The organism is Acinetobacter sp. 24-47-66 (assembly GCF_056779755.1).
In genome coordinates this window covers 125,342-150,133 of record NZ_JBWYIL010000006.1, presented here as the reverse complement: position 1 = coordinate 150,133, position 24,792 = coordinate 125,342, and the positions used below count along the sequence as shown (strand labels likewise).

Below are 24,792 nucleotides of genomic sequence, written 5' to 3'. Positions count from 1 at the left end.
GAAAAAAGAGGAGCTAAGCTCCTCTTTTTTAGACCCATTTTTGACGTGCTTTAGTTAAGTCAAAATGTAATGTGTTCGACACTTGCTGAAGATTGAATTTTTCTTTATCTTCAGGGAGTTGAATTAAAATAGGCAAAGCTGATACCCCATTGTCGCCATTGACAAAAGCATAGTGACGCTCAGTCTGATTAATTGAAATCAAACTTTCAAACTCAAGGTACACCGTCGTTTCATCATGTTTTTTGGGCACTTTCACGAGATCTAAATATGCAATTCGTCGATTATTAATTCCAGCCAATTTAAGCGCTTCAAGATCCGATTTTAACTTTTCAGTTTTATCAAACATTTTTTGAAAGAATCCTTTGTTTGATTGGCTTTCGAGTTCTCTTTTTTTCTGATTGAAAGCAATTTGATTGACTTTATGTTGGTCTAGAGCATCGGCAATAATTGTTTTAACTTGCTCAATCGCTGCTTGAGATTTGCTATGACTTGCCGCATAAGACTCTGCATCTAAACTCACAAAAATAGTATGTCGTCTTTTTTCCATCAATTTTAAATAGGATAAAATTTTATATTCGAAAATTTGAGCTTGAGTATTGAAGGCGATAATGGGTTCACTTGAAAAGTCTTTATAAAAACTCGCAATATCAGAGAACAGACGATGCATACTGATAAAACAATAATCAAACTCATCAGGGTGACGAATTGAATGACGCAGTGCATATTGAAAAGGTTGCAAGATCTCAAGAGTTAAAGCTTTTTCGAAATCTAAAAGGCGCTCGTTAATGACTTGTTCGACTGAAAATCCAGAGGCATCGAGCGGTTTTTTGAGTAACGGTAATAACAGATCAAAATTAACGTTATGAAATTTTTCCATCAGATCCAAAATAGGAGTCGTGATCTGTCGTTGAATAGTAATAATTCGACTGACTTGCCATTTAAATTGTTCTAAATAACTTGGATCATTTAAACGTTTCTTATCCAACACCACGCCATTTAGGTAAACTCGATCTTCAAGACCTAGCTTTTCTTCCATTAAAAAGCGGCGGATAGAATATGGGTTCTGTCTAAAGTCATGAATGGTCGCGACCAGATATAAATACTGACTGCTTTCAATGACATCAAAATCACGAATTTTTTGTTCTTGAATAATAAAGTCTTGGAATAATGGATGGCTAATTTGCTTCAGTTGTCTCGGGAGGATGGTTTTGAACCAATAGCCTAAAATTTGATGTTTAATATGAACTTCAAGAATAAAAGTACGGATTTCTTCAGCTGTTAAATGTCGGCAATTATCAGGAACATTTAAGTCGAGTGTTTTGATGATATTTGCAGCATCATATAAAAAAGTTTTTCGTAGGAGTTGTTTGTCTCTAAGAAAACTTTGATCTTCTTCTGTTTCAATACGATCAATTTGATTTTGTACAGTTTCTAAGTAATCGGCGATTTTAATTACGTCTTGATATGATTTAAGCGTTTCTAAAGTGGCTGCGATCTTTTCAGCCAAAGTTCGCATTTTCGGTGAGATTAAATGACTGCTTAAATCCTGAAGACCAACAATGCCCTTAAAAGTGAATGATTGTCGATGTTGATCCCAGTAAATATTCTTCGCAGTCAGGAATTGTTCCTGGATCAGACCTTGTATTGGTGCGGGAACACTATTAAAAATATTTTTTAAACGCGTTTGCCAATGAACATCTAGATTAGGGTCAATTTGAAATAATTTTGAGCGAAGATCATAAGGAATGTAATTATGCATGTTTGTTCCGTTCATACGATGAGCGTATGTAAAAGCATTCGTTATAAAGTTGTGTTTTGATTATTGTATATTCAATAAAATTAATTGGATACAAGAAAAAAGTCCAATTTAAAATGAAATAAAACCAACTGGCCTTTTTTTTGTTATTTTATCTTTACAAAGTGTCCAACCTTGCTTGTTCTTCGCAGTTTGGGAGACTAGCATACACCCTTAAACTATTCATTCATTAGGATTTCACGATTCAATGACAAGCCTTGCGCACCAAGCGACAGAGAATCGTTCTGTAGCAGAATTTACAGAACAAGCTTACCTAAACTATGCGATGTACGTGATTATGGATCGTGCATTGCCTCATATTAGTGACGGATTAAAACCTGTGCAACGCCGTATCGTATATGCGATGAGCGAGCTTGGTCTAAAGCATAGTGGTAAACCCAAAAAATCAGCACGTACAGTTGGTGATGTTTTAGGTAAATATCATCCGCATGGTGATTCTGCTTGTTATGAAGCAATGGTCTTAATGGCACAGCCATTTAGTTATCGTTATCCATTTATTGAAGGGCAGGGCAACTGGGGGTCACCAGATGATCCAAAGTCGTTTGCTGCAATGCGATATACCGAGGCCAAACTATCACAATATAGTGAAGTCCTGCTCTCTGAGTTAGGTCAAGGAACTGTCGACTGGCAAGATAACTTTGATGGTTCATTAAAAGAGCCTGTAAATTTACCAGCACGCGTACCGAATATTCTTTTAAATGGTACGACGGGAATTGCGGTGGGAATGGCAACAGATATTCCACCACACAATTTACGGGAAGTTGTTAAGGGTACCATTGCACTGATTCGTAACCCGAATTTGTCTGATGAAAAAGTTGCTGAATATATTCCTGGTCCAGACTTACCGACTCAAGCAGAAATTATTACACCTGCTGATGAATTACTGAAATTACAAAGCACTGGGCGCGGCAGTTATCGCATGCGTGCGGTATATTCGGTTGAAAAAAATGAAATTGTCATCAGTGAATTACCATATCAGGTTTCTGGCTCTAAAATTATCAGCCAAATTGCTGATCAAATGCAGGCAAAAAAATTACCGTTGGTAAGTGATGTACGAGATGAATCAGATCATCAATGTCCAACACGTTTGGTAATTGTCTTGCGTTCAAATCGTATCGATGCAGATGCGGTCATGAGCCATTTATTTGCCACGACCGATCTTGAGTCGAGCTACCGCGTCAATATGAACATGATTGGTGCTGATGGTCGTCCACAAGTAAAATCAATCCGTCGTATTTTATTGGAATGGATTGAAATTCGTAAAACGACTGTGACGAGACGTTTGCAATACCATTTGAATAAAATTGAAAAACGTCTACATATTCTGGCGGGACTTTTAATTGCGTATTTAGATATTGATACGGTAATTCGCATTATTCGTGAGGAAGATCATCCGAAAGAAGTGTTAATGTCACATTTCGGTATTGATGAAATTCAAGCCGAAGCCATTCTAGAGCTTAAATTACGTCATTTGGCGCGTCTCGAAGAAATGGAAATTCGCCGTGAACAAGAAGAGCTTGAAGGTCGAGCAGCCGTGATTCGAGAGCAATTGGCGAATCCTGAATCTTTAAAAAATCTGATCATTTCAGAATTAAAAGAAGATGCGAAAAAGTTTGGTGATGATCGCCGATCTCCAATTGTTCAGCGTGAAGAAGCGACCGCGATTAGTGAACAAGATTTGATGCCAGCTGATCCTGTCACTGTCATTTTATCGGAAGCGGGTTGGATTCGTTGTGCGAAAGGACATGAGATCGATCTAGATAAAGTCAATTTCCGTGCAGGAGATCAATATTTAAGTCATGCACAAGGTAAATCTAATCAAAAAGTGTATGTATTAGATCAATCTGGTCGAAGTTACGCATTACCAATTACAGGATTACCTTCAGCGCGCGGCTTAGGTGAACCATTAAGCTCGAAATTATCGCCAGCAAATGGAGTAAATTTCCAACAAATTCTGATTGCTGAAGATGAGGTGGAAATATTAGCGATCAGCTCCAAAGGATATGGTTTTAAAACACAAGCGAAACAATTGGACACCAATGCTAAAGCGGGTAAAGCGTTTTTAACGCTTGCAGATGATGCAAGCGCAATGCCATTGCAACAAATTGATGGTACACATATCGCTGTACTCAGCAGTTCTGGACGATTATTACTGACAGAGCTGACAGAATTACCAATGCTCAATAAAGGAAAAGGTAATAAATTGATGCAGTTGGATGCAAAGGAACGCATTGTGTCTATGACAACACTTAACTTGGATGATGTGCTTCAGGTCGTTGCTGGACAACAACAATTGAAATTAAAAGGTGATGATCTGCTGAAATACATCGGTAAACGTGCTTCAAAAGGGCAGGTATTACCACGAGGTTATCAAAAAGCAAATAGACTCTTCATTCAAAGATAAAGCTAGCATCTAGTCGACAAAATACGTTATATATGAAATGTATTTATGGCTATGGATGCTTTATTGAGCAATAAATTAAATAAGATGCTCAATACATTATCGAAAATAAGAGTTTAAAACCAAGTATTACTAATTGGAGAATATGGCATTATGGAAAAGATTTGGTTCGCTGAATACCAAAAAACTGGAATTCCACAAACAGTAGAATTACCACCAGAAAATACCTCTCTTGTTGATATTTTTGAGAGAAACTTCCAGAAATTTGGTTCGCGTGATGCTTTTATCTTTATGGATAAAACATTAACGTTCAATGAACTTGATACGGCGAGCCGTCAATTTGCAGCCTATCTTCAAAGCCTTGGTTTAGCAAAAGGTTCTCGCGTAGCGGTCATGATGCCAAACGTACTGCAATATCCAGTGGTGGCACTTGGTGTATTCCGTGCGGGCTTAGTTCTTGTCAACGTGAACCCACTTTACACAGCTCGTGAACTTGAGCATCAACTGAATGACTCAGGCACTGAAGCGCTTGTGATTATTGAAAACTTCGCTTCTGTTTATCAATCAATTCTTGGTAAAACGCCAGTTAAGCATGTGATCGTGGCGACAGTAGGTGATATGTTAGGTACCTTAAAAGGTACACTCGTGAATTTTGTTTTACGTAAAGTGCGTAAGCAAATTCCAGCTTGGAGTATCCCAGGACATGTGAAATTCACGACTGCGATGTCTAAAGGCAGTTCTGCAAATTATAAGCGCCCAGCAACAACGTTGAGCGACACTGCTGTATTGCAATATACAGGTGGTACAACAGGCGTATCAAAAGGTGCGGAATTAACACATCGCAACCTTGTTGCAAACTTAATGCAAGCAGATGGTATTTTCCAATCTAAATTTGGTGCTCAAGATGGTGCGAGCGACGATCGCATTTTCTGTGCATTACCGCTATATCATATCTTTGCATTCATGGTTTGTGCACTTTATGGTATGTACAAGGGTCAAGCAAACGTATTGATTCCTAACCCTCGTGATCTCCCTGCAGTCATTAAAGAGCTACGCAAATATCAGCCTGGTTTCTTCCCAGCTGTGAATACTTTATTCAACGCACTCGTTCATAATGAAGAATTCAAACAACTTGACCATAGCAAATTAAAAATGGCGATGGGAGGTGGTATGGCTGTATTACCTTCAACTGCTGCAGCTTGGAAAAAAATCACAGGTACAAATATTATTGAAGGCTATGGTCTTTCTGAAACTTCACCTATTGCAACGGCAAACCCACCGGCATCTGAAGAGTTTAGCGGTACGATTGGTATCCCATTACCTTTAACGGATGTCGCTGTATTGGATGACGATGGCAATGAAGTTCCACAAGGTGAGCAAGGTGAGATTTCAATTCGTGGTCCTCAAGTCATGAAAGGCTATTGGAACCGACCAGATGAAACAGCTAAGGTGATGACCGCAGATGGTTTCTTCCGTACTGGTGATATCGGTATCATGGATGCTCGTGGTTACTTCAAGATTGTTGATCGTAAGAAAGATATGATCTTGGTATCAGGCTTTAACGTATACCCATCTGAAATCGAGGAAGTAATTGCAACACATCCTAAAGTACTCGAGGTTGCAGCGATTGGTGTGGCTGATGAAAAATCAGGTGAAGTGCCTAAGTTGTTTGTTGTGAAGAAAGATCCATCACTAACAACAGAAGAAGTGTTAGCTTTTGCGAAAGAAAACTTAACAGGATATAAGCGTCCTCGTTATGTTGAATTCATGGATGAATTGCCAAAATCGAATGTCGGTAAAATCCTTCGTAAAGATTTACGCAAATAATTCAAATAAAAAAAGCGCCGTAAGGCGCTTTTTTTTATTTTATTCTTTCATTAGCCAACGGTCGATATAAGGTCGCGCTGTTGCAATAATAAATGTGAATGTCAGCATTGTACCTAAATGACGTCCTACAGCAGAACTCGGTAACTGTCCTGAATAACTGAAGTAAATATCAACTAAGCTATATACTGAAATAATGCTCAGCCAGATCCATTTATTTGCTCGTTTAATCCCTACCGCGATAAAGGCGATGATGAGAACCAGCAATGTGCCGAGAGTCGATTGCCAATTCATATTGGCACAAATTACGCTGATCAAGAAAGCCATAATCGGAAGAACGATATAAAGCACACGATCGACACGTTTTTGATGTTGCTTTTGTAACTCGAGAACATCAAATAACTTTTTTTGGTCAGAATTGGTCATGCCATTACTCAGAATTTTAATAAACAAAATAATTTAACTAAAATTATCGCACAAACATCATGCTAAGATAAAACCAGCTTAAATCATTGGACTGAAATCCATGCACGGTATTGAAGGTGTTATTTACCTTATTTTAATTGCTTGTTTACTCCCTTATTTATTTACAGTCATTGCTAAAATTGCAGGTGGTTTCAAAGGGCAGGATAATCAAAATCCGCGTGAATTCATGTCTAAAACCACAGGCTTAGCGGCTCGAGCGAATGCTGCGCAGCAAAATAGCTTTGAAAGTTTGCCATTATTTATTGCGGCAGTTTTGATGGCTGAGTATATGGTTGTTCAACAACAATTAGTGATTTTATTAGGTTCGGCGTATATCGTCTTACGAATCATCTATGGGATTTGTTATTTATGTAATTGGGCGACCCTTAGATCAATTGTTTGGTTCTTATCAATGCTTTGTCCGATCTTATTGCTTTTATTAATTATTCGATTGCTCTAAGAAAAACAGACTAACACCATACCTAAAATACATCTTCAGCTTGTATAATCGAATGATGATTGCTGAATAAAGCGTTATAATCAACCCCATTTTAATGAACACTGACAGTAAAGAGTTTGCTATGAGCTACAGTAATATCCCTGCAGGTAAAGATGCACCAAACGATATCTATGTAATTATCGAGATCCCTGCAAATGCAGCACCAATTAAATATGAAATTGATAAAGATTCAGATGCACTTTTCGTAGATCGTTTCATGGGTACTGCAATGTTCTACCCAGCAAACTACGGTTATGTACCAAATACATTATCTCTTGATGGCGATCCATTAGACGTATTAGTTGTTACTCCACATCCTGTAGAACCAGGTTCGGTTATCCGTTGCCGTCCAGTGGGTAAATTAAATATGGAAGATGATGGTGGTGTTGATGCGAAACTTGTCGCTGTACCACACGATAAATTAACGCCAATCTATAAAGATGTTCAAGAATATACTGACCTTCCTCCTTTATTGATTAGTCAAATTGAACATTTCTTCCAACACTACAAAGACTTAGAGCCAGGTAAGTGGGTCAAGTTAAGTGGTTGGGAAGGTGCAGATGTTGCTAAACAAGAAGTGTTAAGCTCAATTGCTGCTTATGCAGAAGCAAACAAATAATTTGCCTGATGTATAAATAAAGCTACAAACTTTGATCTTGTAGCTTTTATAAAAAACCTGCACAAAGTGCAGGTTTTTTTATTGATCTTTTTAGTTGAAAATTAGAATAATTTCACTGGGATGTCTAACCAAATACGCCATTCGTTGGTGTCCCCAATTCCTTCACTTGTGAAATTAGGGTTATTAAATGAGTCACTGCCACGCAAGTATGAATGACGCAAACGTAAACTAGCATCTTTCAAAGCACCTGTTTGGATGGTATATTTAATTTGATTGAAGAATTCATGTTCCTCAGCTTGATCGATAATTTGAGTACGGTTATCTCGATCGGCTAAATCAATGTCCCAACCATACACAAAAGCAGTCGTCCAATTCAGACCAGCTAAACCATGATTTTTGAAATTGTAGTTATATTGAAGACCTATAGATTTCTCATCATTACTATTAAAGTCAGATAAATACGAGTTAGGAACCCAAATACTTTGTAAGCCATCTTTGTTATAAGCATAGTCATAGCCTGTGTTTCCAGCATTGTCTTGATAAGCTATCATGACATTGTGAACATCTTTACTGTAAGTAGCTGAGACACCCCAAATTGTATTTTGACGATCTTTTAGATCATTGGTTAAATGTGATCCAGTAGCTGCTTGAGCAGCCCATTTAGTATGATATCCCATAGCATCGAAAACTAGTGATGAATCATTTTTTAAAGGTTGGGTATAGCTTATATTCGCATAATGGCGGTCTAATTTATTTTTAACATCAACGCCATAATACGAAGTATTTAGTTGATCATTAAACTTATATTTAGCGCCCCAATAGACTGCACGATCTAATTCTTGTTCATCAGAACTAATCTCGTTAGACCACTGATTTTTTGTAAATTTTCCAGCATATAAACTTAAGTTTTCAATTTCGTTACTAACGATGGAGAGACCGGTGTAATATTCAGGAGTTAAACGTGCTGTATTACTTGCGATTACAGGAATTTCAGAAACTTGAGTGCCGTAAGTTGCAGTAGTGTTTGATACTCTAGCTTTTATAAATGCACCACCTCTAGCCCAGTGATCATATGCATCTTTAGTGCCATCTGAATTTAACTGATCTTTAACAGGAATCATTTGATTGCCTGTGTGACCATTTTTTCCTATTTTGAAAGAAGCATCACCAATAACACCAACACCGAAACCAACGATACCTTTCGTGAAACCAGACTCAATTTTAACCATGGCTGTTTGAGCTGCTGAGCTGGTATCTTCGACACCGTTCTTTTTATCACGATGCAAGAAACCTGTACGGAATAATACTGATCCTTCAGCATCTTCTACGAATCCCTTTGATTCACTTTGCTCACTCGCAAATGCAGTAGAAATTAAAGCAGTTTGAATAAGAACTGCTAAGCTTAGTTTTTGGAATTTTTGCATTGGGAGAGAGCCTCATACAAAATGATTATGGTTAATGTTTAGTATTTGTATACGTAATGTATAACAAAATTGGCTCTATTATTCACAATTTCGCACCTAAAGTCATAAGCAAAAAGTATATAAATTAAACTAAGTTGTGAATTATTAAAGATTAAAATTATTATAAAATTAAATTTAACTATTAATAACATATATTTATTTTTAACCTGATATTCTTTTTTTTATTTAATTTAGTCAATCTGGCACGTTTTTTTTTGTAACTCTAGAAGCAGACAAGGATGAATAAAGGATTTTAAATAAGAATGATAGTTATTCAGTTCATTTTTATTTAATTTTAATGTGCTTCAGAGATCACTTGCTTTTTGTGACGCACTAAATTGATACTCCAACTGTAAGTTTGATTAAAAAATAGCCTTAAAATGAGGCAAGTTGTAAATGAATGTGTGATCTAAAAAGATATGTCTTTAACTCAGGTAAATCGTCAAAAAAAATTTCTTTGAATATTTTTAAAAATAAGAAATTTAAACAAATATAATAATAAAATCATTAATTTAAATTATTTTATCTCGTTATTTTAATTCCTTTGTATCTAAACACCTTTAACTTTGGCATAGCTATTGCTAATTCACATATGAGTTCAACAAATAAACCGAAAAAGCATCTAATCATGATGTGGGGGAACATAAATATGAAATTAGCAATTCAAGCATTGGGTCTAGCAGTTGTAGCATCTGCATCAACATTTAGTTTTGCTGAGGTACCAACTTCACCGCATTCTGTATCGGGTAATATCAGTGTTTTATCAAGTTATATATTGCGTGGTAATACGGCAGCTCCTGAAAATACTGAAGCTACATTACAAGGTGGATTAGACTATAGCCATAGTTCTGGATTGTACGCAGGGTGGTGGACATCTACGTTAGGTACAGATGCTTACGGTACTACCAATCCAATGGAAAATAATTTTTATGTGGGTTACAACGGTTCAATCAATGAAAACACTGGTTTTACTGTAGGTACAACTTATTACTATTATTATGACGTTGAAACGTCAGTTTATGATGGCTTTGAATTATTACTTGGTCTGAATTACAAAGATGTTGGAGTAACTGCTCAAACTTTGTTGGAAGATACAGGTTGGGGGAACGCTGGAGACACATATTTAAAAGCTACATATAGTTATCCTCTACCAAACGATTTTAGCTTGGACACAGCTTTGGGTTTATATGTTTATGAAAAAGACGGTAAGTATGTTGCAGAAACACCAGAGTCAGAAAGTTTTAATTTCCGTCACTTTGATATTGGTCTAAGTAAAGCTTTAGGGGAAACAGGTGTCACAGCAAGCATGAATTATATTATTGGTGGTGATGATCGTTATGGAAACAATTTAAAGAATAAAATGGTATTAGCATTGGGTTATAGCTTCTAAACTCAACTCAAATAAAAAAAGCGACTCAACTGAGTCGCTTTTTTTACATTAAATTTAAAGTTAATTTAGAAATTTTTTACATAAAGATCCATGTTTAATAACATTTATAAAAATATGTAATTATTGAGGATTGAAACACAGTAAATGTGAGTAATTGTTAGAATATTTTAATAGTGGTTGTTTAATTAAATATTTGAAAAATATAATAAAAAATTTTATTAATTGGTATAATAGTTAACAATTTAATCAGTTTTATTTATAAATACGAGTGGGCATTTTTACGTGAAATCTATAAATTTAAAATTTAAAAAACAAAGAAATATTTTATCTATATCAATGAGTCTAGCCCTAATTGGTTGTGGGGGTGGTGGATCGGGTTCTACGTCAGCTCCTCCGCCTGTTACAAAACCGCCTATTGATGGTGGGCCTGGAACAACTCAACCGCCTGAGCCTGAAACTCCTAAATATGAATATAATCCTGATGACTTTAAGGTTACCCCTACAGATACTTCGGGTAATAAGGTTAAAGTGGGTGTGATTGATACGGGTGTGCGTTCTATTGCTCAGTTGGCATCTGCTGTTAAAGGTCAATACTCATACAGCAATAATATTCAAGATGGTACTGTTAGTTATCGTGATCTAAGTGATGAACCTTTAGAGCTTCAAGATTTAACAGGCCATGGTACTAATTCTGCCCAAGTTATTGCTGGTAAAAAGGCTGGTGAGAGCTTCAATTACAATGAGGGTTTTGCTAAAGATGTTGCGGAAATTTATAGCGCACGTACATCTGATACTGGGTCTGGAATTGGCAGTACTATTCAAACTCTAATGGCAATTAATGATCTAATTGATCGCCATAATATTTTAATCTTCAACAATTCGTATGGTTCTGATGTTGATGATAAGGCTGACATTTATTTAAGTTCAATGGCACCTTATGCTAGTCAAGCCGTTGAGAAAGGGGCTTTGCTTGTCTACTCTGCTGGGAATGATGGTTTAGATAATCCATCGCTTCAAGGCTATCTGGCTAGTTATGATGAATCTCTCGAAAAGGGTATGTTGATTGTTGCTGGTATGGCAAATAACGGGAAAGAGTTACACGAAAAATCAAATGCTTGTGGTGTGGCAGAACGTTTTTGCTTAACCTCAAATTTCACACGTTGGGGATTGGTTGATTCTTTAACGGGTGAGCATATTGGATATGCGGGTACTTCTAATGCCGCACCTGAAGTTACCGCTGTTGCTGCTGTGATTGCTTCTAAATATCCTTGGATGGATATGAACCAAGTTCGACAGGTATTATTGACTACTTCAACATTTATTGATGATGGTAGTGAATCTAACGGCTTATACAACAAAACATTTGGTTGGGGTTATTACAATCCTACTCAGGCGCTTGGAGGTATTGCTTATACAGGTCATAACTTTGGCGACTTTGAAGCAAATGTAGACAATGGCACTTATATTTTCTCAAATGACATTAAAGGTGATGGGGGAATTATTAAGTCTGGTGCTGGCACCTTGGCATTCACTGGGGATAGCACGTACACAGGTGATACTATTGTTAAGAGTGGTGAAATCATTGTTAATGGCTCACTCCAATCTTCTGTGGTCTTGAATGATCAAAATGCTACGTTATCTGGTACTGGTTCTGTAGGTTCGGTTTATAATAACGGTGTTGTTAGCACTGAAAAAGGTCGTTTAACAGTTAACGGTGACTTAATTAACTCATCTGTTGGTTCTAAACTGGCTTATGGTGTAGATCATCATTTAACTGTAAAAGGTGATGCTCAATTAGATGGTGATTTAACTGTTTACGCATCTAATAAAGAAATGGTGACTGCTGGTGAGTATTTAGTTGTTGATTCCCAGTCATTAACAGGTGAGTTTAAGTCAGTTGAATCTAAATCTGCATTCTTAGATGTAGGTGAGCTTCGCGCTACTGATAAGCAATTGTATGTTGATGTTCAATTTGCTGATGCTACTGCTGCAGGTACAATTGCAGGTGGTATTTCTACGCCGTCAGGTAACCTTATCAATCAATTAATGGTTGAGGCTGCTCAAGCTAAGGCAAATGGTTCAAATGATCAGCTCGTTGACTATGTTAAAAATATTCAACAGGCATCTTCAAGTGAAGCTGCTCAATCTGTTATGAACTCTGTGTCAGGTGCTATGTTTGCAGAAACGCCATCAGTGTTGTTGAAGAATGATACGATGGTTAATGCTCAAATTGCACAACGCAACTACCAAGTTGCCAAAAATGGCAAGTCTGGTGCTTGGATTGCTCACGGTCAAGTTGATACTAAGGCAAGCGCAAAAGGTTGGGATTCTGTTGAGTCTGAAATCGACAGTCTAACTGCGGGCGCAGATGTTGCAATTGATGGTCGTGGTTTGATTGGTGCTTATGTTACTAACTATAATGAGCAATCTAAGTACACACTTTCTAACGGGAATAGTGAGATCAATCTTACGACTTTAGGTGTGTATGGTAAGTTGGATTTAAATAAGAACGTTTATTTAAGTGCAAATGCGAATTATGGCTTCGGTGACGCTGAGTTTAACCGTTTAGCTACGGATGGTGTAAACTCTGAAAACTCTTTAGCAAATGCTGATTTGGATAAGTTTGGTGTTTATGGTGAAATTGGTTATCAACGTTTAATTAATCAATTTAACTTGTCACCTTATTTAGCTCTAAGCCACAATACCGTTTCAATGGATGCGATTAAAGAATCATCTGAATTTGGTGTTAGTGTTAATGATGTGACGGCTAAAGAAACTAAAGCTCATTTAGGTTTGCGAGCAGAATTTAAAGCGACACCTCAATTATCTTTAGTGGGTTATGGTGAATATGCTTATGCGATTGACCGTGATCTACCAATGGTAAATCTATCTTCAAACTTGTTAAATGGCGTGTCAGTTGATTATCGTGCGCCATCATTTGATAAAGATTATTTCTTGTATGGTGTTGGGGTGAACTTCGCAACAAGTGATAATAAATGGAATCTATTTGGTGACCTAAATGGTAACGCTGTGAATTCTGCTGATCAGCAAGTACAAGTAGGTTTAAAATATAATTTTTAGACGAAGATAACTGTGTATTTTTATAATATTTATCAATAAATTATTAACAGTTTGAAAAAGCGACTCAACTGAGTCGCTTTTTTATTCCTGTTTACGATAAGAGAGCGCTTCAGTTAAGTGAGCTGTTTGTATATGTTCAGAACTCGCTAAGTCAGCAATTGTACGAGCGACACGTAAGATTCGGTGGTAAGAACGTGCTGATAAATTCAAACGTTGCTGAGCCATAGCGATAATCTTTTTTGCAGAATCATCTAGTTGAGCCACTTGATCAAGCTGTTGAGAACTTAGATTTTGATTTGTCACACCTTGTCGTTGAATTTGCAACTCATAGGCCTGAATCACCCGTTTTCTGACGGTTTCAGAATTCTCCATCGGTGTAGTGCTTTGCATGTCTTGGGGAGGTAAAGGTGGCACATCAATATGTAAGTCAATCCGATCTAGTAAAGGGCCAGAAATTCGATTTTGATAGCGCTTAATTGATTCAGGTGAACATTGACAACGACTGTCTTGATTGAAGGCATATCCACATGGACATGGATTCATTGCAGCGACAAATTGAAAATTAGCCGGGAAAGTAATTTGTCTTGATGCTCTGGAAATGACGATTTCTTTCGACTCAAGAGGCTGCCTCAATACTTCTAAGACTTTTCGGTCAAACTCAGGTAATTCATCCAGAAAAAGTACACCTAAATGGGCTAAGGTGATCTCACCTGGTCGAGGGTGTGATCCACCACCAACCAAGGCCACAGCGGATGCCGTATGATGTGGCGCTCTAAAGGGGCGATGACCAAATTGATAAGGTGTATTTGCAATGGAGTAAATACTTGCGACCTCTAAGTGTTCTTGATTGGTTAATGGGGGCAAGATGCCAGACAATCTTGAGGCAAGCAGTGTTTTACCAGTGCCTGGCGGGCCTTTAAATAAAATAGAATGTCCACCAGCTGCTGCAATTTCTAAGGCGCGTCTTGGACGTAATTGACCTTTGACATCAGCGAGATCAAATCGATTTATTTGAGGTTGGATCGTTTTATTCGCTAATATGGGTTGAATTGGACTCGATTGATCAAAGTGTTGGCAAACATCTTTTAATGACTTGGCTGTATACACCTCAAAATTGGGAAGAAGGGCTGCATCATCCAAATTACTCACGGGAATCATTAACTCATGACCTGCGGTTTGACATGCCATTGCGATAGTCAAAGTTCCAGTTACAGGTCTTAACAGACCATCGAGTGCCAATTCACCTATAAATTCAAAACGGTCAATATTTTGATCATGTAGTTGCCCTGAAGCGATTAAAATCCCCAAAGCAATAGGTAAATCAAGCCTTGAACTATCTTTGGGTAAATCAGCAGGGGCTAGATTGATCGTCAGCCGTTTGGTTGGAAATTGAAAACCGCTATTAATGATTGCAGAACGGACACGATCTTTGCTTTCTCGAACAGCAGCTTCTGGAAGACCTACAATGGTGAGTGAAGGTAATCCTTGGCTGACATGAACCTCTACTTCAATCAGTGGTGCATGTAAACCAAGAAGACCTCGGGTATAAATTTTGGCAAATGACATAAAACTGAACCATTATTATATTATTTTTAGAATTGCTTTATTTTTAATCACTAACTTTGTGTTTAAGCACTGTATTGGTGCAATGTTGCTTATTTTTGATCGGAAATTAAGCTTTCTAATGATTTTAATTGCGTTTGAAGTTCTGTTAAACGCAAATTGGCATTGTTTAGTGCAGTTTTCTGACGCTCTATTTCTTCTTTAGAAACCAAATCCATTTTACTAATTGCTTCGTTTAACAACGCTCTCACATTTTTTTCTAAATCTTTTTTGGGTTGGTCAACCTGTTCTAAAATTGCCTGTAATAAAGTTTCAATCATAGTTCTTCCGAATAATAAGTCATCAACATTGAAGTTTAACATTCGTTTTGGATTGACCCTAGTGTTAACTACATTTCATAGGTTAAACCAATAAGAACATAAAAAAAATCCATCAAAATTCCCAATATTTTTAGAACATAAGACCGTGTAGGCGTATAAAATAGGTTATAAATAAGTTCATGCTGGCTGATTAATATCCCCAACCATTATGAAGTTTGGCATGAAATTTGAACATAAAACCTTACTGGTGAAAAAAGCCGAAGGAAAACAACATGAAACTCGTAACAGCAATTGTAAAACCATTCAAATTAGATGACGTGCGTGAAGCACTCTCTGAAATTGGCGTTCAAGGGATCACCGTAACTGAAGTAAAAGGTTTTGGTCGTCAAAAAGGTCATACTGAACTTTATCGTGGTGCTGAATATGTGGTTGATTTTTTACCTAAAGTAAAAATTGAAATCGCAATCAGTGACGAAATGGTTGATTCAGTGATTGAATCAATTACACGTGTAGCTAGTACTGGCAAAATTGGTGACGGAAAAATTTTCGTGACGAATCTAGAACAAGTTATCCGTATCCGTACTGGTGAGACTGGTGCTGACGCAGTTTAATTTGGCATGAAGTTTGCTGAGTAGCGAATAACTCACAAAAACTAGGTTGGGGGATACGAATGAAAAAAATGCTAATGGCGCTGAGCTTGTCTGGCGCACTCTTAGGTGGTTCTGTCGCATGGGCTGAAGAAGCAGTGTCAGAACCAACTTCTACTGAAGTTGCAGTTGTTGAAACTGAGGCTTCATCTACAGATTCTAATTTGGTTGAAACATTACCAGCAGCTCCAGAAGAAGCTCCTGCTGAAGAAGCCGCAGTTCTTGATACGGGTGACACTGCCTGGATTTTAGTTTCAACTGCACTCGTTTTACTCATGACCATTCCTGGTTTAGCGCTGTTCTACGGCGGTATGGTACGTAAAAAAAATGTCTTAAGTACCATGGCACACAGCTTTGTCGCTGCTGCGGTGGTCAGTATCGCTTGGGTAGTGGTTGGCTACACACTTGCTTTTGGTGAAGGTAATGCCTTTATTGGAAGTCTAGATAAATTTATGTTGTCTGGTATCACTACAGAAGCATTGAGTGGAACAATTCCAGAAATTTTATTTGTCATCTTCCAGATGACATTTGCAATCATTACCGTTGCCATTATCAGTGGTTCTATTGCTGAGCGTATGAAATTCAGTGCTTTTGTTGCGTTTATCGCAATTTGGGTGGTGGTTGTCTATGCTCCTATTACACATTGGGTATGGGGTGGTGGTTGGTTAGGTAACGATGGTGCACTTGATTTTGCAGGTGGTACTGTTGTTCATATTAACTCAGGTGTTGCTGGTTTAGTTGCGGCGTATATGCTTGGTAAGCGTATGGGGCTAGGCAAAGAATCAATGGCACCACATAACCTTACATTGACTGTCATTGGTGCGAGTTTAATTTGGGTCGGCTGGTTTGGTTTCAATGGTGGTTCTGCATTAGGTGCAAATGGTTCAGCAGGTTATGCATTAGTTGTAACTCAAGTTGCTGCTGCCGCTGCTGCCATTTCATGGTTAATCACTGAAAAAGTCGTTCGTGGCAAAGCTTCAGTGTTGGGTGCGGCATCAGGTGCGGTAGCTGGTCTGGTTGTGATTACGCCAGCTGCTGGATTCGTGACAGTAGGTGGTGCTTTGGCCATGGGCCTTATTGGTGGTGTTGTGTGCTTCTGGGGTATTACTGCATTAAAACGTGCATTGAAAGCGGATGACTCATTAGATGCCTTTGGACTTCACGGTGTTGGTGGTATCGTCGGTGCAATTCTAACCGCATTCTTTGCAAGTGAGTTCATCATGGGCGATGCAGCACCTACAAACGTATTAAGCCAATTATGGGTACAAGTTGAAGGTGTTCTTGCAACAATCGCTTATTCAGCAATCCTGACATTCATCATCTTAAAAGTCATTGATCTAATCATCGGTATTCGTGTTGAGTCAGACGATGAGCGTATGGGTCTGGATTTAAGTCAACATGGTGAGCGTGTTGAATAACGATTAAACACAAAAATCAATATATAGTGTGAAACAGCCCTTTGGGGCTGTTTTTTTGCTATATATTGATGAAAGCTCAACATGAGCAGAATTTTTTGATACACTTGGTGTAAATAGAATTTGTTCAATTAAACTGCTATGCATTGTCCATTTTGCAACGCCGCTGATAGTAAGGTGATTGATTCACGTTTAGCTGCTGAAGGCTGCCAAATTCGCCGTCGTCGTGAATGTATTAGTTGTAATGAGCGTTTTACAACTTTTGAAAGTTTTGAAGTGGTGATGCCTCGTGTCACTAAGTCCGATGGTAAAAATGAACCTTATGATGAAGCGAAACTTCGTCGTTCACTCATGCATGCTTTACAAAAACGTCCCGTGACACAAGAACAAATTGAAACGGTGGTCAGTGATATTCAACTTCAAATTCGTCGACTAGGTGAACGTGATGTGCGTTCGCGTACTATAGGCGAAATTGTAATGAAGGCTTTATTTGCACTCGATCATGTCGCATACGTACGTTTTGCCTCTGTATATCAAGATTTCCAAGATGTAGAAGCGTTCCGCCGTCAAATCGAACAAATGCAACACCGAGATCAAGAACATTAATCTCGCCCCAAATTCAACTTCAAGGTTATGAATGTCTGAGTTCTCGCAACAAAAGATCGATCAAGATCAAATGTGGATGCGTCGTGCAATAGCATTGGCGAAGCAAGGTCAATATTCGACAAAACCAAATCCTAATGTAGGTTGTGTCATTGTCAAAGACGGACAGATTATTGGTGAAGGCTTTCACCCCCAAGCTGGGCAACCACATGCCGAAGTGTTTGCACTTCGTCAAGCAGGGGAGCAAGCACAGGGTGCAACCGCGTATGTCACATTAGAACCTTGTGCGCATTATGGTCGTACTCCTCCTTGTGCGAAAGGTTTGGTCGAAGCGGGCATTGCAAAAGTGATAGTGGCTTGTTCAGACCCTAATCCATTGGTTGCTGGTAAAGGTGTGGCTATCCTACAACAGGCAGGTATAGACGTTGAAGTCGGGATCTGTGAGTTGGAAGCGCATCCTTTGAACTTAGGCTTCTTTAAAGCTATGTCTAAGGGATTACCTTATGTACGTTTAAAGGTCGCGTCGAGTTTCGATGGTCGTACAGCAATGGCTTCAGGGGAGTCGAAGTGGATTACAGGTGAATTGGCACGTCAGGATGTTCAACATTGGCGTGCAATTTCTGGTGCGGTGATCACGGGTATTGAAACAGTGTTGGCTGATGATTGTCAGTTGAATGTCCGAGCTTTACCGAATATTCAATTAGAACGAGTTGTGCAGCCTAAACGTGTGATTTTAGATCGTCAAGGTCGCTTACCTTTAGATGCTAAAGTGTTAGAGAATCCTGATACTGTCATGGTCATGGGGCCATTTCGAGCAGAGCTTGCACAACTTGGCGTGATTCAACTCGAAGTTCAGCCCTTAGTTGAGTTGCTAAAAGTTTTAAAAGATTTTCAAATCTATGATGTGATGGTGGAAGCTGGTGCAACCCTATCTACTGCATTTTTGCAGGAAAATTTGGTAGATGAATTGATTAGTTATATTGCGCCTACACTATTAGGTCAATCAGCTCGTCCAATGTTTAATGCTGAATTTAAACAAATGACAGAACAACTCCGTTTTAAACTTCAAGATGTAACTCAGTTAGGTGATGACATCCGTTTAAAATTAATCCCTGATCAAGAGTCGCTATGAGTACAGAGTCAACGGTTTATCATAAACGTCGCCATGCAGCACGTACGACAGATGAGTATTTGTTTAATCAACTTGTGCCTTATTTAGGCAACAAGCGTCGTTTATTACATTTGATTCTTGAGGCATTAGAAAGCACTGGAACTTTGAATACGAGTTCAGGTCGAGCGCCTATCTTTGCGGACTTTTTTGCTGGAAGCGGTGTGGTTTCTCGTTTGGCTCGTCAAAATGGCTACCGAGTAATAGCGAACGATTGGGAGCCTTACAGCCACGCACTTAATCATGCCATATTGTCATGTACTGAAGCTCCTGCTTTTAAAGAATTAGGCGGATATCAGAAAGCAATTGATTATCTTAATCGCTTGCCTGAAGTTAAAGGATGGGTAACACACAATCTCTGTCCTCGTAATGATGAGATCTATGATCCTTCACGAGACCGTTTATTCTTCAAACGTCGAAATGGCATGCGGATTGATGCAATTCGTCAACAAATTGCAACTTGGCAAGCTCAAGGTGCAATTGATGATGTGGAAATGAGCGCTTTACTTGCACCTTTATTGTATTCAGCAAGTTTTGTGAGTAATACGTCAGGCGTATTTAAGAGTTTCCATCACGGCTGGGGCGGTAAAACTCAGACGGCTTTAGAGCGAATTGAATCATTACTATGGCTGACCCCAAGTCGTTTTTGTGAAAATTCAAATCTGACAGGCCCAGCAGCTGAAATGTGGTGTGTGGATGCTCAACACTTAGCAAACCAAATGAGTGGTTTCGAAGTCGATGTGGCATATTTGGATCCACCCTATAATCAGCATGCGTATAGTAGCAACTATCATGTATTGAATGCTTTGACTTTATGGGATCAGGTAGATTTACCAAGTCCAGATACTAAGGGTTTCAAGAGCGGAATCGACCGTGCTTGGCGTAAAGAACGACCAAGCCCATACAATTCTTCTAAACATGCCAAAGAAGCGTATGAAAAGCTTTTGCAAACCATTAATGCACGCTATATTTTGACCAGCTATTCAACAGATGGAAATATTGAGGCTGGTGATTTACTTAAAGCGAATTTAGAGCGTGGACGAGTCACCATTTTGACTCAAGATGTTCCAAGATATCGTGTGAGTAAGCAGCGTCAGTCTGAGCGTGCGCGCGTTCTTGAGTTTATCGTGATTACAGACACGCACGCAAAATCAGGACCGCCAATTCGACAGTTACTTGGTCAGTTACACCACTATGCTGAATTGGGTGGTGTTGACACTACAGGCGTCGCTGAACAATTGGATTTATGGTAAAAATAGAACAAATTTAAGAGTACCCATTATGTTTACAGGCATTGTAGAAAGTTTAGGAAAAGTCGAAAGTTTACAAAATGTAGGTGGTGATATCCGCTTGCGTATACAGACTGATCTTGATATGTCTGATGTTCACTTGGGTGATTCTATTGCGACTAATGGCATCTGCTTAACTGTTATTGCATGGGGCAATCAATGGTACGAAGCAGATGTGTCACTTGAAAGTATTCATCGTACAACTTTATCGAGTTGGAAGGTTGGGCAAACCGTCAATGTAGAAAAAGCGATGTTACCAACAACTCGCTTTGGTGGTCATATTGTTAGTGGACATGTAGATGTAGTTGGTGAAATTACGGTGCAACGTCAAGATGCACGTTCACTCTATTTTGAGGTAACGGCCCCGCCTGAAATTGCAAAATATTTAGCGGAGAAAGGTTCCATCACAGTTGATGGAATTAGTCTTACAATCAATCATCTACGTGGCAATGTGTTGAGTTTAAATCTTATTCCTCATACTGCAGAGCGGACCAATATTAGTACGTGGAAAGTTGGGACTAAAGTAAACTTAGAAGTCGATGTACTTGCACGATATATTGAACGTTTATTGCTTGGGGATAAGGCTGCTGAACATAAACCTGAGTCTAAATTGAGCATGGAATTTTTAGCACAGAATGGCTTTTTACGTTAAAAAATGATTAAAATAGAAAACAGCCTAAATTTTTAGGCTGTTTTTTTGTTTAAATAAATTAGGTATACAATCTATCTAAAGGAGAAAGCAACATGCTCAGAGAACTTCAGAATGATTGATTTTTTACTGCATTTGGAGCAGCTTTTACCGAGTTTATTAGAGCAATATGGCGTATGGATTTACGCAATTTTATTTTTAGTGATATTTGCGGAAAATGGTTCCGTTTTCATGTTTTTTTTACCTGGGGACAGTTTGCTCATTGCCATCGGTGCTTTATGTTCGACCACTGAGTTGATTCATTTGCACTATATGGGATTGTTATTATTTATCGCCTCAGTCCTAGGTTATATTCTCAATTTCTATACAGGGCGATGGCTTGGTATTAAATATTTTAGCGAGCACTCACGTTGGTTAAAACCTGAGTATATTGCCAAAACCAATGCTTATTTCGAAAAACATGGTGGTAAGACCATTTTAATGGCGCGCTTTATCCCTTTTGTACGTTCTTTTGCACCATTCGCTGCTGGCTCTGGATATATGAGCTATAGCAGTTTCATGTTTTACAATATTATTGGTGCTTGGATTTGGATCGCACTTTTACTAGGTATGGGGTATGGCATGGGAAATATATTCTCAGCCGTTTTAGATTTTTTTGCTTAAATTGATACTTCAAACCTGATAAAAAAAGCTCTCAGTGGGCTCTTTTAAATTTTATTAATGGTGAGTGATGTGCGATCAAACCAATTCTCTACCAAAGCTTCATCTTGAATTAAAAAGTCGCCTTTTTTTGACTCATGTTTTAAATACACTAAAACCGATTGAAAATCTGCTCGACTAATCAATAGTTCTTGAGCACTGATCGTGACATGTTCGCCAGATTTCAAATGAGTGATTCGTTCAGAGATGTTGCTTAAAAGATCCATGGTGATACTTTCCTCATGTCCGTCAAATCGCAGAGAGCATTTAAATCACATTCATGGTGTGACAAATATGTTTCATTTTGATGACACTAAGCATCCACCGTTCGAGCCTCTAAGAGGGTAGAGATGTATTTTTTAAAATAAGTTCGATCTCTTCTTTTGCTGCTGCTTGGAGTTTTGATTTAAAAATTTGTACGGCATCTTCAATCATGGTTTCAGCTTCAAGCTCGAGACGTAAACGAATCGTATCTAAATCTTGATGAATTGATAAATGCGCGGGAGAGTTTCCTGAAAAGTCCCGATGGGGTGTAGTCACTTTTTGGTATTTTTCAGTATATTCATCGATTTCTGCATCAATCACTTGTCGTAACTGTACGAGCGAATCGGTTTGTTGTTGAAATTTAAGATATTCATCTTGTAGAAGCTTTTGATTATAAGCCTCTTGCAGTGCACGTTTTTCTGCTAATGATTTTTCTAAAGCCATTTGCTTACGAATACGAGCTTCTTCAATTAATCGTGCTTTTTCATCTGCATAAGCCTGTTCAACCTTCAATTGAGCCACTTGCTGGGCACGATTATCATGGTCTAACCATTGCTCTGGTTGAGTTTGAGGTTCGAGTAAATCACTGATGCGATTAAGGTCGTCGATAAAAGCTTGGCGAACCGCTTCTGGCGCTTTCAACCAACGTTTTTTAAAATCTTGACCGACATTAATGGCCACCGTGATTCTCCTTTTTCCAATGACAACGCGCTAAAGTTTATGTGTTTGAGGTGAGATACCTAATTTTCGATAGGTTTTATATTTCTCTCGTCCAATTTCTTTGGCAGCTTCGTTGTTTTCAATAATTTCGATAATGTGACTGAAACGTGAAGGATCTTCAAGTGCATGAATGTGAAAATTAAACACGATCCATTCCTGAGTTTCAGGGAGCTTAGACGAAATACAAATAGCTGCTGATTGATCATCAATGCCATGTGTCAAAAAACTCTGCGGATCGAAACTCCAAAGTAAATCATCGAGTTCGTTTTGAATGCTCAATTCTGGACAATGAATCCATATTTTTGCAGGGTGACGCAGAATTTTTCGACATAAACGACAGGCACTTTGGACCTGTCGTTCTGGACTCTTTTCAAATAAGTAGAAGCTGATTTTAGACATTAATTTACGCGATTTGCGAGAAATTGAACCAATAATGGAACTGGGCGACCAGTTGCACCTTTTGCTGCGCCAGATGTCCAAGCTGTACCAGCAACATCTAAATGTGCCCAACGATATTCACGCGTGAAGCGTTGCAAGAAGCAAGCAGCTGTAACAGCACCAGCTTTTGGACCACCAATATTGGCAATATCGGCAAATGGAGAGTCAAGCTGTTCTTGGTAGTCATCATAGACAGGCATACGCCATACACGGTCAAATGATTGTTCACCAGCTTGAGAAAGTTCATTTGCCAGTTCATCATCTGGTGTGAACATACCTGTTAAAACAGAGCCTAGGGCAACAACACAAGCGCCTGTTAATGTTGCGATATCAATTACAAGTTCTGGGTTAAAGCGTTTGACATAGGTCAGCGTGTCACAGAGGACTAAGCGACCTTCGGCATCTGTATTTAGAATTTCAACAGTTTGACCACTCATCGTGGTGACGATATCACCTGGTCGAGTTGCATGACCTGATGGCATGTTCTCAGCCGCCGCAATTGCACCTACAACATGAATTGGAAGGCGAGCTTCACAGAGTGAGCGCATGGTTCCTAAAACTGAGGCTGCACCACCCATATCGTACTTCATTTCATCCATGCCTAAACCTGGTTTTAATGAAATACCGCCCGTATCGAAAGTGATCCCTTTACCCACGAGGACGATAGGAGCTTGTTCAAGTTGACCTTGATATTCTAGAGTAATGATACGTCCAGGGCGATCTGAACCTTTGCTGACTGCAAGGAATGCATTCATGCCAAGATCAGCAATTTGCTGTTCATCTAGTACGGTTACTTTTAATAAATCTGGGAATTCTGCTGCCAATGCAACTGCATGATCCGCTAAATATTCAGGAAAACAAATATTTCCTGGACGATTTGCTAAATCACGTGCAACGTTTTGACCGCTTTCAATTGCTTGAATTAAGTTGAGTTGATTTGACGTTAGCGTAGAGTTTGATGCAATTAAATGAACTTGTTCGAGTATAAAGTCATTTTTTTTCGACTTAAACTCGTCAAAAGCATAAGCAGATTGAGTGAGTTTAAGTGCAAATAAGTAGTGCAATTCATTCGGCAAAGCTGAAATATCAACACTGATTTGTTTGAATTTTTTTTGTGAAGCTTTGATAATAGTTTGTGCAATTTTTGCTAATTTTGCAGCTTTAACTTCTTGTGCATTACCTAAGCCAAGTAAAATGCTATTCGGTTGATTTTCAATTTGACCCAATAACGATAAAGACTCATTGAAACCTGCTTTGAATTGAGCTGCTTCAGTTAGGCTGTCTAAATTGTTGATTTGATAGTTGCTTTTAACTGCATGGGTGTTTTCAGAGTCGACTAAAATAACCAAATGTTGGCTTTCTGAAATTTGTGCTAATGATGTATTAATTGAAAGTTTCATATGCTTGTTGTGTGCCTATTGAGACCGTTTAAATCATTAAACCATTGAAACACTACCAA

At 38.5% G+C, this 24,792-nt stretch carries 22 protein-coding genes; 13 read left to right on the top strand and 9 right to left on the bottom strand.

Annotated elements, in window-relative coordinates; genetic code table 11:
- Positions 1-28: 28 nt before the first annotated feature.
- Positions 29-1,759: a hypothetical protein gene (locus AC1M84_RS07875; protein ID WP_092767373.1), complete on the bottom strand. Its 1,731-nt coding sequence runs from the start codon at positions 1,757-1,759 to the stop codon at positions 29-31.
- A gap of 244 nt (positions 1,760-2,003) precedes the next feature.
- Between AC1M84_RS07875 and parC the strand changes: the two genes are divergently transcribed.
- Positions 2,004-4,220, top strand: a complete 2,217-nt coding sequence (parC, locus tag AC1M84_RS07870; RefSeq protein WP_481594782.1) for a DNA topoisomerase IV subunit A — start codon at positions 2,004-2,006, stop codon at positions 4,218-4,220.
- A 150-nt stretch (positions 4,221-4,370) separates the two neighbouring features.
- Positions 4,371-6,044 (top strand): long-chain-fatty-acid--CoA ligase, encoded by a 1,674-nt coding sequence (locus tag AC1M84_RS07865; protein ID WP_179998903.1) that lies wholly within the window; start codon positions 4,371-4,373, stop codon positions 6,042-6,044.
- A 39-nt stretch (positions 6,045-6,083) separates the two neighbouring features.
- On the opposite strand, the gene AC1M84_RS07860 is transcribed toward AC1M84_RS07865, so the two are convergent.
- Positions 6,084-6,467: a hypothetical protein gene (locus AC1M84_RS07860; protein WP_035268065.1), complete on the bottom strand. Its 384-nt coding sequence runs from the start codon at positions 6,465-6,467 to the stop codon at positions 6,084-6,086.
- Between the two features lie 100 nt (positions 6,468-6,567).
- On the opposite strand from AC1M84_RS07860, the gene AC1M84_RS07855 reads away from it, so the two are divergent.
- Both AC1M84_RS07855 and ppa read left to right on the top strand, forming a co-directional pair.
- Complete coding sequence (locus tag AC1M84_RS07855) at positions 6,568-6,966, top strand: MAPEG family protein (protein WP_035268067.1); 399 nt, start codon at positions 6,568-6,570, stop codon at positions 6,964-6,966.
- A 121-nt stretch (positions 6,967-7,087) separates the two neighbouring features.
- Positions 7,088-7,624, top strand: a complete 537-nt coding sequence (gene ppa, locus AC1M84_RS07850; protein WP_005233448.1) for an inorganic diphosphatase — start codon at positions 7,088-7,090, stop codon at positions 7,622-7,624.
- Positions 7,625-7,725: 101 nt separating this feature from the next.
- On the opposite strand, the gene AC1M84_RS07845 is transcribed toward ppa, so the two are convergent.
- Positions 7,726-9,048, bottom strand: coding sequence for an OprD family outer membrane porin (locus tag AC1M84_RS07845; RefSeq protein ID WP_092767367.1), 1,323 nt, complete (start codon positions 9,046-9,048; stop codon positions 7,726-7,728).
- Positions 9,049-9,736: 688 nt separating this feature from the next.
- Between AC1M84_RS07845 and AC1M84_RS07840 the strand changes: the two genes are divergently transcribed.
- Positions 9,737-10,477, top strand: coding sequence for a TorF family putative porin (locus AC1M84_RS07840; RefSeq protein ID WP_180028850.1), 741 nt, complete (start codon positions 9,737-9,739; stop codon positions 10,475-10,477).
- A 336-nt stretch (positions 10,478-10,813) separates the two neighbouring features.
- The gene (locus tag AC1M84_RS07835; RefSeq protein ID WP_481594781.1) at positions 10,814-13,558 is read left to right on the top strand and encodes an autotransporter domain-containing protein; all 2,745 of its coding nucleotides are present in this window, start codon (positions 10,814-10,816) and stop codon (positions 13,556-13,558) included.
- 81 nt (positions 13,559-13,639) lie between these two features.
- Here the strand turns inward: AC1M84_RS07835 and AC1M84_RS07830 are convergent, their stop codons facing one another.
- Positions 13,640-15,124, bottom strand: coding sequence for a YifB family Mg chelatase-like AAA ATPase (locus tag AC1M84_RS07830; RefSeq protein ID WP_092767363.1), 1,485 nt, complete (start codon positions 15,122-15,124; stop codon positions 13,640-13,642).
- 89 nt (positions 15,125-15,213) lie between these two features.
- Positions 15,214-15,441 (bottom strand): accessory factor UbiK family protein, encoded by a 228-nt coding sequence (locus AC1M84_RS07825; RefSeq protein ID WP_092767430.1) that lies wholly within the window; start codon positions 15,439-15,441, stop codon positions 15,214-15,216.
- A gap of 272 nt (positions 15,442-15,713) precedes the next feature.
- Here AC1M84_RS07825 and glnK point away from each other — a divergent pair, with 272 nt between their 5' ends.
- The 7 genes from glnK to AC1M84_RS07790 all read left to right on the top strand — a co-directional run bounded on the left by glnK (position 15,714) and on the right by AC1M84_RS07790 (position 21,875).
- Entirely contained in the window at positions 15,714-16,052 is a 339-nt protein-coding gene (glnK, locus tag AC1M84_RS07820; protein WP_004650081.1) for a P-II family nitrogen regulator, read from the top strand.
- Between the two features lie 59 nt (positions 16,053-16,111).
- On the top strand, positions 16,112-17,506 hold the full coding sequence (locus tag AC1M84_RS07815; protein ID WP_035263878.1) for an ammonium transporter: 1,395 nt from the start codon (positions 16,112-16,114) through the stop codon (positions 17,504-17,506).
- A 138-nt stretch (positions 17,507-17,644) separates the two neighbouring features.
- Positions 17,645-18,109 (top strand): transcriptional regulator NrdR, encoded by a 465-nt coding sequence (gene nrdR / locus AC1M84_RS07810; RefSeq protein ID WP_035263879.1) that lies wholly within the window; start codon positions 17,645-17,647, stop codon positions 18,107-18,109.
- 31 nt (positions 18,110-18,140) lie between these two features.
- Entirely contained in the window at positions 18,141-19,238 is a 1,098-nt protein-coding gene (ribD, locus tag AC1M84_RS07805; RefSeq protein WP_481594780.1) for a bifunctional diaminohydroxyphosphoribosylaminopyrimidine deaminase/5-amino-6-(5-phosphoribosylamino)uracil reductase RibD, read from the top strand.
- Entirely contained in the window at positions 19,235-20,527 is a 1,293-nt protein-coding gene (locus AC1M84_RS07800) for a DNA adenine methylase (RefSeq protein WP_180028158.1), read from the top strand. Before ribD ends, AC1M84_RS07800 begins: the two co-directional genes overlap by 4 nt.
- Before the next feature lie 28 nt (positions 20,528-20,555).
- Positions 20,556-21,215, top strand: a complete 660-nt coding sequence (locus AC1M84_RS07795) for a riboflavin synthase (RefSeq protein ID WP_092767353.1) — start codon at positions 20,556-20,558, stop codon at positions 21,213-21,215.
- 111 nt (positions 21,216-21,326) lie between these two features.
- The gene (locus AC1M84_RS07790; protein WP_481593222.1) at positions 21,327-21,875 is read left to right on the top strand and encodes a VTT domain-containing protein; all 549 of its coding nucleotides are present in this window, start codon (positions 21,327-21,329) and stop codon (positions 21,873-21,875) included.
- Between the two features lie 44 nt (positions 21,876-21,919).
- On the opposite strand, the gene AC1M84_RS07785 is transcribed toward AC1M84_RS07790, so the two are convergent.
- The 4 genes from AC1M84_RS07785 to AC1M84_RS07770 all read right to left on the bottom strand — a co-directional run bounded on the left by AC1M84_RS07785 (position 21,920) and on the right by AC1M84_RS07770 (position 24,733).
- Positions 21,920-22,138, bottom strand: a complete 219-nt coding sequence (locus AC1M84_RS07785; RefSeq protein WP_481593223.1) for a hypothetical protein — start codon at positions 22,136-22,138, stop codon at positions 21,920-21,922.
- 109 nt (positions 22,139-22,247) lie between these two features.
- Complete coding sequence (blhA, locus tag AC1M84_RS07780; RefSeq protein WP_481594779.1) at positions 22,248-22,856, bottom strand: cell division protein BlhA; 609 nt, start codon at positions 22,854-22,856, stop codon at positions 22,248-22,250.
- A 30-nt stretch (positions 22,857-22,886) separates the two neighbouring features.
- Entirely contained in the window at positions 22,887-23,294 is a 408-nt protein-coding gene (locus tag AC1M84_RS07775; protein WP_092767347.1) for a DNA polymerase III subunit chi, read from the bottom strand.
- Positions 23,294-24,733: a leucyl aminopeptidase gene (locus AC1M84_RS07770; RefSeq protein WP_481593225.1), complete on the bottom strand. Its 1,440-nt coding sequence runs from the start codon at positions 24,731-24,733 to the stop codon at positions 23,294-23,296. The genes AC1M84_RS07775 and AC1M84_RS07770 overlap by 1 nt, the downstream gene beginning before the upstream one ends.
- Positions 24,734-24,792: the final 59 nt, after the last annotated feature.

Excerpts from the sequence above, each read along its gene's own strand:
- AC1M84_RS07815 (WP_035263878.1), top strand. The coding sequence starts at position 16,112 with ATGAAAAAAATGCTAATGGCGCTGAGCTTGTCTGGCGCACTCTTAGGT.
- AC1M84_RS07795 (WP_092767353.1), top strand. The coding sequence starts at position 20,556 with ATGTTTACAGGCATTGTAGAAAGTTTAGGAAAAGTCGAAAGTTTACAA.
- nrdR (WP_035263879.1), top strand. The coding sequence starts at position 17,645 with ATGCATTGTCCATTTTGCAACGCCGCTGATAGTAAGGTGATTGATTCA.
- AC1M84_RS07770 (WP_481593225.1), bottom strand. The coding sequence starts at position 24,733 with ATGAAACTTTCAATTAATACATCATTAGCACAAATTTCAGAAAGCCAA.
- ribD (WP_481594780.1), top strand. The coding sequence starts at position 18,141 with ATGTCTGAGTTCTCGCAACAAAAGATCGATCAAGATCAAATGTGGATG.
- AC1M84_RS07855 (WP_035268067.1), top strand. The coding sequence starts at position 6,568 with ATGCACGGTATTGAAGGTGTTATTTACCTTATTTTAATTGCTTGTTTA.
- AC1M84_RS07830 (WP_092767363.1), bottom strand. The coding sequence starts at position 15,124 with ATGTCATTTGCCAAAATTTATACCCGAGGTCTTCTTGGTTTACATGCA.
- AC1M84_RS07790 (WP_481593222.1), top strand. The coding sequence starts at position 21,327 with ATGATTGATTTTTTACTGCATTTGGAGCAGCTTTTACCGAGTTTATTA.
- AC1M84_RS07865 (WP_179998903.1), top strand. The coding sequence starts at position 4,371 with ATGGAAAAGATTTGGTTCGCTGAATACCAAAAAACTGGAATTCCACAA.
- AC1M84_RS07840 (WP_180028850.1), top strand. The coding sequence starts at position 9,737 with ATGAAATTAGCAATTCAAGCATTGGGTCTAGCAGTTGTAGCATCTGCA.
- AC1M84_RS07875 (WP_092767373.1), bottom strand. The coding sequence starts at position 1,759 with ATGCATAATTACATTCCTTATGATCTTCGCTCAAAATTATTTCAAATT.
- AC1M84_RS07860 (WP_035268065.1), bottom strand. The coding sequence starts at position 6,467 with ATGACCAATTCTGACCAAAAAAAGTTATTTGATGTTCTCGAGTTACAA.
- ppa (WP_005233448.1), top strand. The coding sequence starts at position 7,088 with ATGAGCTACAGTAATATCCCTGCAGGTAAAGATGCACCAAACGATATC.
- glnK (WP_004650081.1), top strand. The coding sequence starts at position 15,714 with ATGAAACTCGTAACAGCAATTGTAAAACCATTCAAATTAGATGACGTG.
- AC1M84_RS07845 (WP_092767367.1), bottom strand. The coding sequence starts at position 9,048 with ATGCAAAAATTCCAAAAACTAAGCTTAGCAGTTCTTATTCAAACTGCT.
- parC (WP_481594782.1), top strand. The coding sequence starts at position 2,004 with ATGACAAGCCTTGCGCACCAAGCGACAGAGAATCGTTCTGTAGCAGAA.
- AC1M84_RS07785 (WP_481593223.1), bottom strand. The coding sequence starts at position 22,138 with ATGGATCTTTTAAGCAACATCTCTGAACGAATCACTCATTTGAAATCT.
- AC1M84_RS07825 (WP_092767430.1), bottom strand. The coding sequence starts at position 15,441 with ATGATTGAAACTTTATTACAGGCAATTTTAGAACAGGTTGACCAACCC.
- AC1M84_RS07775 (WP_092767347.1), bottom strand. The coding sequence starts at position 23,294 with ATGTCTAAAATCAGCTTCTACTTATTTGAAAAGAGTCCAGAACGACAG.
- AC1M84_RS07800 (WP_180028158.1), top strand. The coding sequence starts at position 19,235 with ATGAGTACAGAGTCAACGGTTTATCATAAACGTCGCCATGCAGCACGT.
- AC1M84_RS07835 (WP_481594781.1), top strand. The coding sequence starts at position 10,814 with ATGAGTCTAGCCCTAATTGGTTGTGGGGGTGGTGGATCGGGTTCTACG.